We start from the raw sequence: 13,127 nt of genomic DNA, 5'->3' as shown, positions 1-13,127 counted from the left end.
TGTGGAGATCGATGCCGATCGAGTACATACCAGCTACCTCCTTTCTGAGACCACTTACCGGGCGATCTCAGTGCGATGCTAACGCGTCAGGGAGGTAGCTGCCTATCATATAATCAGACCTCGACTATTGACTGAAGTGGCGGGGGTGGTATGATGGGGATATGGCCAGGCCATTGAGGATCGAATATCCGGGTGCGTGGTACCACATCACGAGCCGCGGGAACGAGCGGGGGGAGATATTCAGGGACGATAAGGACCGGATGCGGTTCCTGGAAGCGCTCAAAGAGAGCATCGAGCAGTACAAGGTGGAGGTGCATTGCTATGTGCTGATGAGCAATCACTTCCACTTTTTGTTGCGGACGCAGGAAGCGAACCTTAGCCGGTTCATGCAGCGGTTCAACACGGCCTACACGGCGTACTACAATCTGCGGCACCACCGTGCGGGGCATCTGTACCAGGGGCGGTTCAAGGCGGTGGTGGTTGAGGCGGAGGAGTACCTAAAGGAGTTGAGCCGGTATGTGCACCTGAACCCGGTGCGGCTGAAGAAGTACAAGGGGAAGCCGATCGAGGAGAAGGCGAAGCTGCTCAAGGAGTACCGGTGGAGCAGCCTGCGAGGGTACATGGGGTTGGGGAAGCGGGATGAGTTCGTGACGTATGGGGACGTGCTGGGGTATATGGGTGGGGGCACGAAGGAGGGGAGGAGGCGATACGGGGAGTTCGTGCTGTCGGGATTGCAAAAAGGGGTAACGGCTCCGCTTGGGGAAGCAAAAGCGGGTGCAGTGTTGGGGACGCAGCAGTTCACGGAGTGGGTGAGGAAGACGTTCATCGACGGGCGGAAGTGGCAGAGGAGAGAGCAGCCGCAGGCGAAATCCCTGATGGCGGTTGTTCCCGTGCGGGAAATCGCACGGGTGGTGGGAGAGGAGTATGGAGTAAATCCTACGGAGCTGCTCCTGGTGCGTTCACCGCACCGTAAGGCGCGGCGGGTGGTGATAGAGTTGAGTTATCGGCTGAACATGAGCGGTAAGGCGCTTCAGGGGATCGGGGCCGAGCTGGGGGGTATCGGCGGAGACGCGGTGGCGCACACGCACGAGCGCATGAGGGAGCGGCTGGCGAAAGACAGGAGCCTGTCGAGGCAGATAGAGAAGCTCCAGAAGCAACTTAGTCAATAGTCGAGGTCTGACTCCGATGCTGCTTATGCACCTGAACCCGGTGCGGCTGAAGAAGTACAAGGGGAAGCCGGGAGAGAACGTGCTGACGGCGACGGCGCGGGACAGGGCAGGGAACGAGAGCGAGAGCAGCATCACAGCGGTACGAGTATAATCAAGCCAACCAGCTCATAACGCGGCTGGCGGGAGGGACGGGGGCGCCGGCGTGGGCGATCGACACGCCGCAAGACAAGGCACAGATGAGCGGTCGTCCATAGGGAGTTGAAGGGAGTTGAATGGTATGGCGGGGATACACGATCAATCTGCTGGCGAGGCCGCGGAACGGCTCATCGCATTCTGGAAGATACACAGGAGGTTCGACGCCAATATCAGAGCCCTTGCGGAATATGCGCACGTGTCGCCCGACACGGTGTACCGATGGCTGAACAGGAAGGCCGTCCCGAAGCCCGCAAAGGCGCGTCTCATAGAATCCTGGCTTGATGCCCGCAAATCCTGATAGAGCTTGAATCCACCGGATACTGCAGCATACGAAGCCTATATTCAAATCGGACACTCCTTCCCATAATATATCTTATGTAACGTAAGGGGATAGGGGAATAATGAAATAACATACTGCGGCACATATAGTTACGCCCCAAATAGAACAACTTGTGGATAACCGTGTGGATTACTGTGCTTGTATTGACGGGCGGACGCCTCGGCGATGGCTGCACGCGGTGCTCTTCGTATGCCGCGGCAGGCGCTCAACCGATTTAACGCTCTAGGCGGGCGCACAACATGCAACGAGCAAAAAGGGTACGGAGAAGGGATGATCGCGCGTCTGGGGGCAACTGTGCGCTTCGGAGAGGGGTCCAGTTCCACCGTCTCGGTCAGGGAAGGGGATGTCGGCGGAATCGCATTCGCATCGGGAGTATGCTTCAAGGATCTCGGCGATTCTCCCCCACTCCATGAACGCGAGACGCAACGGCCCCATTCTCGCGAACAATTCCAGCAAACAAAATAAGCGAAAAACGTTTGTGCGGGATAGGGGCCTTGTCCGGGCCTTCAGGTCGAAATAGCGGCACGATACGCGATGCGGCGCGATCTCTTCTGTTGTCACTTCGCTTGAGAGGTGATAGCATGAACCTCCACGATTGGCAGAAGAGACCCAACAACAGGAGGTGTGCGCATGCAAGAGTGGTACTCCGTCGATTTTAACATCTTCACCGTCGTATTCCTGCTCATCATCTTCTGGTGCCTCGAAATCAAGTTGAGGAACATCCACAAGAAGATAGACCAGATCAGCGAAAGGTTGCGTAAGTAGCACAACCGGAACGGCGCGGGAAGGGAAGGGCGGGGAATCCGGTTTCTTTCGAAACGATGGAACAGGATATCTCCGTTCTCCCCTCCCCCGCCGGCATTGCACGGTTTCCGGCCCGCGGCGGCGGGTCCGGGAAGACGCGTCTCCCCCGAATCGATTCCCCTCCGCAAAACCCGTCTGGAAGCGACCGGCGCAATTCCTGACAACGCGCGAGGTTTTCGCCCCCCGCACTCGAGCCCGCGAGGGCCGCCGACACCCCTTTGAATGGCGTGAAGAGGGAATCAGGGGGGGGGGCGTCGAACGCGTTCCACGGTCCGGGAAAAGGGGTCGAACCCGGGCCGGGGGACTGAACGGTCGCGGCGAAATCAGAGGGGACGTATCGCAACCCTGAACAAGAGCTTTTTCGCGCCGCCCGGCGGAAGATCGAACCTGAAGTGCGGCATCAGGGACGACCCCTGGTAGTTCAGGTCGATCCCCTTCTCGGATTGGGAGACGGTCTCCACGGGGAAGTACCAGAAACCCGCCGTCGCGTCCCACGAGACGCACACGGCGAATCCGTCCTCCCGATTGACGAGCTCGAACCGCGAAACCCCCTGCGCGTGCCCTTTGCTCCCCGCCGGCACCGTCGCGGGCGCGGCCCCGTCGAACGCGATGAGCCTGGCGGGGGACTTTCCCGAGAGGAGCGTCAGGTTGAACTCGATGCCCATCCACAGATCGAGCGGATCCCCGCCCGGGTTCGCGACGCGGTAGGCGACGGAGAGAAGGCCGTTCCCGTCCAGCGCGTAGGTCTTCGCCACCTCGATTTGCCTGCGCCCAGCGGGGGCGTGAAACGCCCCGCAGCGTTTGAGCGTCGCCGCCACCCTCCCCTCCCCCCGCTCCACCCCGGCGATCTCGTACGGCCGGTCGACGAAACCGCCCTGTTCGGGATATTCGCATCGCCTGAACGAGTCCAGGGTCGCGCCGGGCCCAAGGAAATGGTCGAGGAACGAGCGCCGCAGGTACCAGTCGTAGTGCAGCGCGTCCCGGACGCCGCGGGGGGCGGTCTTGGCGAGGTCGTGGATGGAGGCGGGGGCGTCGGCCGCCTTCCCCTTCTTCGCCGCCCGGGAGAGCATCGCGGCGTGGTACGCCTCGGGCCTGCGGCTCATCGTGTTCGACAGGTTGAAGCACTTCTCCTTGTAGTCGAGCTCGAAGAGCGAGCCGCCGTATCCCGGCGACAGGAACGCGTTGACCGGCGCGCTGCGCAGGAGCAGCTCGTCGCTCCCGTCCGCGTCGCAGTCGACCAGTTCCGCCTCCGCCCATCCCCTCTTCCCGTGGGCGGCCTTGTCCGCGGCGACCTCGGCGCGGAGCGCGTTGGCGTAGTTGGCGTGCCGGAGGTAGTTCAGGTAGACCCCGCCGAAGAGGCCGTGCCAGTAGGCGCAGTTGCACTGGCTGCGCCAGAGCGACTTCTTCGCCTCGAGATCTTCCGGGATGGCGCGCCGGACGAGGGCGCTCACCTGGATCGTCTTGGCCCTCTGGAGCGCGCTCTCGGGGTATTTCACGAGGAAGTTGCGCCAGAATCCGCCCCGGAGATAGCGCGAGAGCCGGTCCTGTTTCTTGGACTTCTTGAGCTCGCCGAGGAGTTTCTCGAAGTCGGCCTGCACCGCGGCGGGGAGCGCCCACTCCATCATCTCGTCATAGGATGCGGTCGGGAGGTAGATCCTCCCGGAGGGGGGGAATTGCTCGCGGTACTCCCCCATCGTGCGCATCTTGATCCAGCCGGCGTTCTCCTCGAGGAGGGCGAAGAGGCGCTCGAGATACCGCTCCTCGTAGACCCACTTGTAGGTGCCCGGCCACATCCCGAACTTCTCCCCGTCGTCGCCCAGCGTGACGGCGCTGCCGGGCGAGCGTTCCGCGAGCTGGCGGAGGTAGTCGATGGCGGCCGACGGCTCGTTGAACGGGATCAGATACCGGAGCCCCTTGTCGATCGGGAAGACGGCGAGGGTGCGGCCCTGGTCCTCCGTGAGGTAGTAGCCGCGCAGCCCCTCGCGATCAAGCCCGGCGTAGACGAAGTGCGTGTCGTCGAGGAGGGTGTAGTCGAGGCCCGCGTCGCGGAGGAGGCTCGCGAGGTGCGGCTCCCAGACCCGCTCCGCGAGCCACATCCCGCGCGGCGCGGCGCCGAACCGTTCCCGAAGGTAGTCCGACATGAGCCGGAGCTGCCCCTCCGCGTCGTCGCGCGGGATCGCCGGGAGGATCGGCTCATAGAATCCGCCGCCGAGGAGCTCGACCTGCCCCCTCGCGGCGAGCTCCCGGAGAACGGCGAAATCCTCGGGGCGGTTGGCCTCGATCCACTCGAAAAGCGCCCCGGTGTAGTGCAGGGTGCAGCGGATGGCGGGGTGGCGCTTCAGCATCTCCAAAAACGGCCCGTAGCAGGTGCGCCAGCCGTCGGAGAAGACGTGCTCGAAGTTGCCGGCGGGCTGGTGGTTGTGCACCGCCAGCAGAAAATGGATCTCGTTCATAATCTCCGTGCGTTTCGCCGTTGGACGTTGGGGCGGAGGGACTCCCCGCATGCTTCCCGCGGCCGCTCGCGGCGAGACCGGCCGGCCCCTCCGCACACGCCGTGCCGCGCCCCGTCTCCTCCGCGCCGGCGCCGCGCTACAGCGCCGTCCACCGCGCGATCTCGAACTCCTCGTCGGGGACCGTGAATGCGATATAGCCGCCCCGCGGGTGCCGCTCCACCTCCAGCGTCCCCGATTTCACCTGCACGTAGAAGTGCACCTCTTCGCGCTTCTCGAAGCCCAAATCCTTGAACGGCACGGCGAGCTCGACGACCCTGTCCATGGCGATCTCGCCGCGGGCGGTCTTCCTGCCGAACCGCTGCGGCGTCTCGCGGCGGCTGAGCTCGCACCGCTGCCGCCCCCCGTTGCTCAGGGAGAAGGAGAGGCGCACCTCGCGCGGGGAGACGAAATGGATATGCACCCGGTACTCCCCGTTGCCCGCGATCCCCTCCTTCTCCAGCGGGTCGATCCGGAGGAGGAAGCGCTGTTCGTCGAAGCCGTACCGGATCGCCTTGATGAACGCCTCGGAGCGGTGCATCGCGCCGCCGGCGCGGTCCGGCCGGTACTGCCCCGCGTCCAGCCACTCGTAGTAGGAGGTCTCCCGCCCGTCGATGACCGGGGTGAGGAAGGCCCGCGGCTCCTGGGCCACGGTGACCCTGCCGAGGGTGACGATCGGCGCGTCGAGGGCTTCAGGCGGCTCCTCGCCGAGAAGGGCGTAGGCGTTCCGGAGGTGCGTCCTGAAGAGCTGATCGAAGAGGGCGTCGTTGTCGCTGGTGAAGCGGTCCCCGTACCACCAGAACCAGTCGCTCCCCTCGGCGGCGTAGATCTCCTCGCGCGCCGCGGCGAGGTCCCGCGCCTTCCCCGACGCCTCCCGCCGGCGCAAGGCCGCGCGCGCCTTCCCCAGCAAATCCCAGGCGTCGTTGTCCTCCTCCTCCCCTATCCACACCCCGAAGTTGCTGTCGATCCACGAGCCGCTGTGCAGGCGCGTGATCTTCTCGGAGGCCGGGTGGGACGCGAGGTAGTCGCCGATCCGCACGCTCTCCACGAAGCCGCTCTTCTCAATCCCCTCGTAGAGGTGCCGCAAGAACCCCTCGCCGCCGTCCGGGTAGTTCTGCCACGGGTTCTCCCCGTCGAGGATGACGCTGACGAGGGCGTCGTCGCCGGGGACCATCCGCGCGATCTCCGAGAGCTTGAGGAGGAAATCCGCCGCGGCGGCGCGGGGGTCGTTGTGCGCGTAGCTGAAGCCGATCAGATCGGAGAGGCGCCGGTCCCGGAAGACCATCTCCAGGGAGGCGCCCTCGTGCTCGACCCGGTAGGGGCGGTAGAGCACCGTGAACCGGTCCCTGCTGCGGATCGACCTGAAGAGCACCTCCTCGTCGGACGCCATCCAGCGGAACCCCTGCCGCGCGACGAGCGGGACGATCTCGGGGCAGACCGACCCCTCGGGCGGCCAGAGCCCCGCGGGTTTGCGCTTGAAAAGACGCTCGTGGTAGGCCGCGGCGGAGCCGAGCTGCGCCTCGGCGTCCTCCGGCCAGCGGTAGCGCGCCGGCAGCGGGACGTCCGGCATCGCCCGCCGCGCGATGTCGGTGTCGCAGAGGAGCGGGAGGATCGGGTGGTAGAACGGGCTGCTGGTGAGCTCGATCTGGCCGCGCGCCTCGGCGGCGCGGTGCAGCGGGATGATGAGGTTCAGTATCTCGGTCTGGATCTCCCGGATGCGGGCCTTGTCGGCCTCGGTGAAGCTTCCGCCCCGTCGCCGCATCTCCTTCAGCTCGGGGAAGCGGGCGCACGCCTGGTGGCCGAACCAGGCGAGGTCGAACCAGACCTGGAGGTCCCGGAAGTCCCGCGCGTCGAAACGGCGGGCGGCCGCCGGGATCGTCGTCTCCGTCGCCGCGGTCCCGCGCATCCGGAGGAGCTCCCGGTAGCGGGGGTACGGCGTGACCATCGTCTCCCAGGTCGCCATGAAGAAGTTCCAGAGGATGAACTCCCGCTCCTCCGCGGTCAGGTCGACGGCCGGCTTCGCGGCGTGCTCGAGGTAGACGTCGGTCACCTCGCCGCGGGCGTACTGCTCGATCTGCTTGAGCAGGGACGGGACGTAGTTGAACGTCTGGCGGATGGACGGGTGCCGGTCGAGGATCGCGATCTGGTCGAGGTAGCCGCGCATGGCGTGCATCCTGACCCAGGGCATCGCGCTCCGGCCCGTGGACGGGTCGTGGTAGTACGGCTGGTGCATGTGCCAGAAGAACGCGAGCGAGATCCGTTTCACGGGTCCGAGGGGTCCCTTCGATCGAGACGCGGGGGGGAGGTCAATGGTCGACTTCCCGCAGACAGCCCGCCGCGTCCTCGGGGGGGGTGGGGTTGATGTAGAAACCCGTCCCCCACTCGAACCCCGCGATCTGCGTCAGGCGCGGCATGATCTCGATATGCCAGTGGTAGTCGAACTCGATCGTCTTCCAGTAGTCCTTGCGCGGCCAGCGCACGGGGGAGGTGTGAAGGACGTAGTTGTACTGCGGCCGGTTCAGCGCCCCGGCGAGCTTGCCCAGCGTGACGAGCATCGCGTCCGCGAGGGAGCCGAGCTCGTCCGCGGCGATCGTCGCGTAGTCGGCCTGGTGCCGCTTCGGGAGGAGCCAGATCTCGAACGGGAAGCGCGAGGCGAACGGGCAGAACGAAACGAAATGCGCGTTCTCGTAGACGATCCGCACGCGGTCCGAGAGCTCCTGCCGGATGATGTCGCAGAAGATGCAGCGGTCCTTGTAGTCGAAGTAGGCGCGCGCCCCGTTCAGTTCCTCCTTGACGCGCTTGGGGGTCACCGAGGTGGCGATGAGCTGGGAGTGCGGGTGCGAGAGCGAGGAGCCGGCATCCACCCCCTCGTTCCTGAAGACGAGGATATACTTGAACCGCATATCCCGGCTGAGGTCCGCGATGCGGAGCTTGCACGCCTCGAAGACCTTCGCGACGGAGTCGCGGGACTGCTCCTCCATACGCCGGGAGTGCTCGGGCGTCTCGATGATCACCTCGTGGGCGCCGATCCCGTTCATCCGGTCGTAGATGCCGCACCCCTGCTTCTCGAGCTCCCCCTCCACGCGCAGGGCGGGGAACTTGTTGGGGACGACGCGCACCTCCCAGCCGGGCCCGTTCGCGCGGCCGCCCGGCGGTCGGAAGGCGAGTGTCTCCGGCGGGGTGAGCCGCTCGCGCCCCGCGCAGAACGGGCACCCTTTCGCGCCGGATGCGGGGGCGCCATCCTTGATCTCCCGCGGCCGGCGCGCCCGGTCGGTGGAGATGATCACCCACCGCCCGAGCACCGGATCCTTCCGCAGCTCAGGCACGGTCCCCTCCCCTCCCCCGCCCCCCCCCGCGGGCCCGCAGGATCGCCTCGCGGTAGACCCGCTCGTACTCCCGCGCGGATCGGTCCCAGGAGAAGTCGCAGGCCATCGCGTTCCGCCGTATCCGCGTCCAGTGCGGTTCGCGCTCGAAAATCTTCAGCGCCTCGCGCACGGCGCCGAGAAACGCCCCGGCGGTGTACGGGACGAACTTGAATCCGTTCCCCTCCCCGGTCGCGGGGGCGTAGGCGGAGACGGTGTCGTCGAGCCCCCCGACGGCGCGGACGATCGGCACCGTGCCGTAGCGGAGACTGTAGATCTGGTTCAGGCCGCACGGCTCGTAGCGCGACGGCATCAGGTAGTAGTCCGCCCCCGCCTCGATCTTGTGCGCCAGGGCGTTGTCGAAGGCGATCTTGACCCCGAGCCGGCCCGAAGAGCCTTTCGCGAGGTGCCTGAGGAGCCGGTGGTACCTCTCCTCGCCCTTGCCGAGGATCACCAGGGCGAGGCCGGCGTCGAGGAGGCCGGGCAGGGCGGCCGCCAGGAGGTCGTACCCCTTCTGGTCGGCCATCCGCCCCACCATCCCGGCCAGCGGGGTGCCGGGGGGCAGGTTCAAGCCGAAGAGGCGGAGGAGGTCCTCCTTGCACCGCGCCTTCCCCTCGAGGGCGTCGGGGGTGTAGCGGGCGGCGAGATGCGGGTCGGAGGCGGGGTCCCACTGGCGGTAGTCGGCGCCGTTGAGGATCCCGTGGAGGTCGCCGCGCCGGCGCGCGAGGAGCCCCTCGAGCCCGCAGCCGAGTTCGGCCCCCTGGATCTCCTCGCTGTAGCGCCGGCTCACCGTCGTGATCGCGTCGGCGTAGACGATCCCCGCCTTGAGGAGGTTGATCTTCCCGTAGAACTCGATCCCCTCGGCGGTGAAGACGTTCCACGGGAGCCCCGTGAGGTGCATGTCGTAGTGCCAGAAGAGGCCCTGGTAGGCGAGGTTGTGGATGGTGAACACCGCCCCCGTCCCCGCGAAGACGGGGTGCGCCCTCTCGACGACCTTCAGGAGGGCGCACACCAGGCCGGTCTGCCAGTCGTGACAGTGGACGATATCCGGCGCGATCCCCATCCGTTTGGCGAGGGCGACGACCGCCCGCGAAAAGAAGCAGAAGCGCTCCGCGTTGTCGTGGTAGTCGCCCTCGGCGGTGCCGTAGAGCTCGTCGCGGTCGTAGTAGCCGTCCTTCCGGATGAGCGAGACGGGCGTCCCGTCGTCCATGGCGCTTTCCCAGATCCGCGCCGTCTCGGTGCGGCCGGAGATCGTCACCGGCACGGAGATCCCCGTGTCGCAGGCCGGCAGGTTCGCCTTCCTGATGCAGCCGTAGTACGGAAGCACCAGCCGCACGTCGTGCCCCCGCGCCCGCAGCGCCCTGGGCAGGGCGCCGGCGACGTCCGCGAGCCCTCCCGTCTTGGCGTACGGCACCGCCTCCGAGGACGCCATCAGTATCTTCAGCTTCCCCTCCTCCGTCACGGATGCCTCCTCGCGCTCCCCGGCGAAGCCGGGGAACCGTCAGTCGCCGATCTCGCTGTGCAGCGGCTTCGGGATGACCACGATGCCGGACGGCGACACGAAGAACCGCTTCCGGTCCGCGTCGGGGTCGAACCCGATCGTTTCGTGGGGGGCGACCTCGATCCCGCTGTCGATGATCGCCCGCCGCACCCGCGCGTGGCGCCCGATCATGACCCCCTTCATCAGGATGGACTCGGACACCTCGCTGTAGCTGTTGATCCGCACCCCCGGGCCGAGGATGCTCCGGTTCACGGCGCCGCCGCTGACGATGCACCCCTCGGAGACGAGGGAGTCGGTCGCGCACCCCACGCGTTTCTCCGCCGTGTTCGCGAAGACGAACTTCGCGGGCGGGTACAGGTCATAGCAGGTGTGGATCGGCCAGTCGGCGTTGTACAGGTCGAGCTGGGGCCAGACGGAGATGAGGTCCATGTTCGCCTCGAAGTAGGCCTCGATCGTCCCGACGTCGCGCCAGTAGCCACCCTTCCTCTCTTCGCAGCCGGGTATGACGTTGGTGCTGAAGTCGTAGGCGTAGACCGGGTGCGTCTTGAAGAGCGCGGGGATGATATCCTTGCCGAAGTCGTGGCCGGAGGAGAGCGCGGCGTCGCGCTTGAGGGTTGGGATGAGGAGATCGCGGTTGAATATGTAGTTCCCCATCGAGCAGAGGCACCAGCCCGGACGGTCCGGCATCTCCTTCGGGTCGGGCACCTTCTCCTGGAACTCGATGACCCTGCCGTTTCGGTCCACCTGGAGGACGCCGAAGGAGCGCGCCTCCTCCACCGGGCGCGGGATCGCCGCGACCGTGAGGCCGGCCTGTTTTTGGCGGTGGTACTGCAGCATCTGCCGCACGTCCATCCGATAGATATGGTCCGCGCCGAAGATCAAGACGTACGTCGGATCCTCGTCCAGGATCAGGTTCAGGTTCTGGTAGATGGCGTCGGCGGTCCCCTTGTACCAGCTCTCCCCGGTGCGCATCTGCGCGGGGACCGGGTCGATGTAGTGGCCCAGCTCCGGAGAGAGGCGGAACCCCCTCGCCAGGTGCCGGTTCAGGGAGTCCGACTTGAACTGGGTGAGGACCTTGATATGGTAGAAGCCGGAGTTGATGAAGTTGCTGAGGGCGAAGTCGATGATGCGGTAGCTCCCGCCGAACGGCACGGCGGGCTTCGCCCGGTCCCGCGTGAGCGGGTACAGTCGCTCGCCCTTGCCGCCGGCGAGGATCATCACGAGTTCTTGTGCCATACGGGTCGTCCCCCTGTCAGACGGCGCATGGAAGGCGCCCGGCGAAGCGCCGTACGCGAACACATTATCCCCGCGCGGCGAACGCCGGTCAAGCGGTTTCCCCTCCGGAGAGGAACCGCGCCTCGCGGGCGGATCCGGCGCGCCGCGGCATCCCCCCGGTCACGGGGCGCGCCGGCGCGTCCGGATGAGCTCGGCGATCTCCCTTCCCCGCGGGCTCTCGGGCCCGAACAGCTCGATCGCCCGCTGGAAGTAGGAGAGCGCGTTCGAGGGGTTGTTCTTTTCGGTGAAGACGAGGCCGAGGTTGTAGTAGGCGGGGGCGTAGCCGGGGGCGACGCGGATGGCGTTCTTCAGATGGGTCTCGGCCTGGTCGTAGCGCTTGAGCTGCTTGCAGACCACGCCGAGGGCGTTCAGGGCGTGAGGCGCGTCGGGCTCGAGCTCGAGGGCGCGCGTGTATTCCCTGAGGGCGTAGGTGGGCTTCTGCATCCGGAAGTAGATGCCGCCGAGGTTGTAGTGCGCGACGGCGAGGTCGGGGTTGGCCTCGATCATCGCGGCGTAGATTTGGCGGGCCCGCTCGAAGTCCCCCATCCGGCTGTAGATCTGCGCCATGCTGATCTGGACGGGGACGTTGGCCGGATCCCGCAGCAGCGCCTCGCGGTACTGCGCCATCGCGTTGTCGTACTCGTGCTCGTTCATGTAGAAGTCGCCGAGCTCGGCGAACGGCGCGCCCGCCTGCGGGAGCGCCGCGCGACGGGCGATGAAGCGCTCGATCGCGGCCCCCTCCCGCAAATCCCTGCGGCGGAGCTCCTCGGCCAGCCGGTCCATCGCCGCGCGGCAGCGCCCCCGCGCGGCGGCGACCGAGGCCGGGCTCCACGCCGGGTCCATCTGCCCGATCTCGTCGAGCGCGCCGAGGGCCTGTTCGTAGGCCACGAGCGCCTGCCGCGGCATCCCCGAGCGCGCGAGCCAGTCCGCGCGGGCGCGTATGGTGTGAAACCGGTGGAAGCGCACGGCGCATTCGACGGCGACCTGCCCCTCGGCCTCCTGCACCGCCATCTTCCGGCTCTTCACCCCGCACCCGGCGCCCGAGGCGGCGAGAACGACGATCGCGATCCAGGCGGCCGGCGCCCGCGTCATGCCGCCCCCCCCCGCCCTTCGACCCGCGGCACCATCACCCGGAGCGCCCGCGGGGCGATGGAGAAGCCCATCGGGGTCGCGCCGATGATGTCGCCGTCGGACTGGACAAGCACCTTCTGCGAGGAGGAGACGAGCACGGAGCGCGCCCGGGTGAAGGATATCCCCTGCATCCGCTGGTGGTTGTTCATGATGACCGAGATCCCGGAGCGCAGCAGCGCGAGGCTGTCGCGCTTCTGGAGTATGCAGACGTCGAACCAGCCGTCGTCGATGACGGCGGCCGGGCAGAGTCTGAACCGCCCCCCGTAGCGGGCCGCGTTGCAGATGACGGTCGCGTAGCCCACCACCGGCGGCTTCCTCCCGTCCATCTCGATGGAGAGCTCGGTCAGCCCGTGGTGGATGAGCGTTCCGATCCCCCCGATCAGGTAGGCGAGACTGCCCAGGAGCCCCTTGGCCGCCGGCGTGACCTCGCGCACGATCTGCGCGTCGATCCCGACCCCGGTCATGCAGGAGAAGTAGTGCCCGCCGGACGAGCGCCCGAGGTCGATCGTGCGTTCCATCCCGCCGGTCACGACCGCGCAGGCGCCGAGCGGGTCGAGCGGGATGCCGAGCTCCCAGGCCAGCACGTTGCCCGTCCCCATCGGGAGTATCCCCAGCAGGAGGTTCGATCCGGCGATGCCGTTGATGACCTCGTTGATCGTCCCGTCCCCGCCCGCGCAGATCACCATCCCGCAGGAACCGTCCCGGGCCGAGACGGCGTACTGGCGGGCGTCGCCCGGCCGGACCGCGGTGCAGACCTCCGTCTCGATGCCGCCGGCGAGGAGCGCCCGTTCGATCCTCCGCTGGCGCCAGGGGCCGACCGCGCCGCGGGAGGCGGGGTTATAGATGAGCTTCGCGCGCACC

At 66.8% G+C, this 13,127-nt stretch carries 9 protein-coding genes; 2 read left to right on the top strand and 7 right to left on the bottom strand.

From position 1 onward, the window contains the following. Positions 1 to 161 precede the first annotated feature (161 nt). Positions 162 to 1,169, top strand: coding sequence for a hypothetical protein (locus GXY35_00560; GenBank protein NLW93094.1), 1,008 nt, complete (start codon positions 162 to 164; stop codon positions 1,167 to 1,169). Between the two features lie 277 nt (positions 1,170 to 1,446). After that, positions 1,447 to 1,662 carry a hypothetical protein gene (locus GXY35_00555; protein NLW93093.1) on the top strand — a complete coding sequence of 72 codons (216 nt, stop codon included), beginning with the start codon at positions 1,447 to 1,449 and terminating at the stop codon, positions 1,660 to 1,662. Positions 1,663 to 2,831: 1,169 nt separating this feature from the next. Here GXY35_00555 and GXY35_00550 read toward each other — a convergent pair. From GXY35_00550 to GXY35_00520, 7 genes are all read right to left on the bottom strand, one after another. Then, positions 2,832 to 4,961: a DUF1926 domain-containing protein gene (locus GXY35_00550; protein NLW93092.1), complete on the bottom strand. Its 2,130-nt coding sequence runs from the start codon at positions 4,959 to 4,961 to the stop codon at positions 2,832 to 2,834. A gap of 136 nt (positions 4,962 to 5,097) precedes the next feature. After that, positions 5,098 to 7,263 carry a glycoside hydrolase gene (locus GXY35_00545; protein ID NLW93091.1) on the bottom strand — a complete coding sequence of 722 codons (2,166 nt, stop codon included), beginning with the start codon at positions 7,261 to 7,263 and terminating at the stop codon, positions 5,098 to 5,100. Positions 7,264 to 7,303: 40 nt separating this feature from the next. Beyond that, a complete protein-coding gene (gene galT / locus GXY35_00540; protein ID NLW93090.1) occupies positions 7,304 to 8,323 on the bottom strand; it encodes a galactose-1-phosphate uridylyltransferase in 1,020 nt (339 codons plus the stop codon). After that, on the bottom strand, positions 8,316 to 9,803 hold the full coding sequence (glgA, locus tag GXY35_00535; protein ID NLW93089.1) for a glycogen synthase GlgA: 1,488 nt from the start codon (positions 9,801 to 9,803) through the stop codon (positions 8,316 to 8,318). Before glgA ends, galT begins: the two co-directional genes overlap by 8 nt. A gap of 57 nt (positions 9,804 to 9,860) precedes the next feature. Further along, positions 9,861 to 11,096, bottom strand: coding sequence for a glucose-1-phosphate adenylyltransferase (glgC, locus tag GXY35_00530; protein ID NLW93088.1), 1,236 nt, complete (start codon positions 11,094 to 11,096; stop codon positions 9,861 to 9,863). Between the two features lie 159 nt (positions 11,097 to 11,255). Then, positions 11,256 to 12,227 (bottom strand): tetratricopeptide repeat protein, encoded by a 972-nt coding sequence (locus GXY35_00525; GenBank protein ID NLW93087.1) that lies wholly within the window; start codon positions 12,225 to 12,227, stop codon positions 11,256 to 11,258. Then, the gene (locus tag GXY35_00520) at positions 12,224 to 13,126 is read right to left on the bottom strand and encodes a diacylglycerol kinase family lipid kinase (GenBank protein ID NLW93086.1); all 903 of its coding nucleotides are present in this window, start codon (positions 13,124 to 13,126) and stop codon (positions 12,224 to 12,226) included. The genes GXY35_00525 and GXY35_00520 overlap by 4 nt, the downstream gene beginning before the upstream one ends. Between the last annotated feature and the right edge of the window lies 1 nt (position 13,127).

It is taken from the genome of Chlamydiota bacterium (genome assembly GCA_012729785.1).
GTDB lineage: Bacteria > Auribacterota > Tritonobacteria > UBA1439 > UBA1439 > UBA1439.
Note: the sequence above shows the minus strand (reverse complement) of the source record. Positions and strands in the feature narration are given on the sequence as shown.

Excerpts from the sequence above, each read along its gene's own strand:
- GXY35_00560 (NLW93094.1), top strand. The coding sequence starts at position 162 with ATGGCCAGGCCATTGAGGATCGAATATCCGGGTGCGTGGTACCACATC.
- GXY35_00555 (NLW93093.1), top strand. The coding sequence starts at position 1,447 with ATGGCGGGGATACACGATCAATCTGCTGGCGAGGCCGCGGAACGGCTC.
- GXY35_00550 (NLW93092.1), bottom strand. The coding sequence starts at position 4,961 with ATGAACGAGATCCATTTTCTGCTGGCGGTGCACAACCACCAGCCCGCC.
- glgC (NLW93088.1), bottom strand. The coding sequence starts at position 11,096 with ATGGCACAAGAACTCGTGATGATCCTCGCCGGCGGCAAGGGCGAGCGA.
- GXY35_00525 (NLW93087.1), bottom strand. The coding sequence starts at position 12,227 with ATGACGCGGGCGCCGGCCGCCTGGATCGCGATCGTCGTTCTCGCCGCC.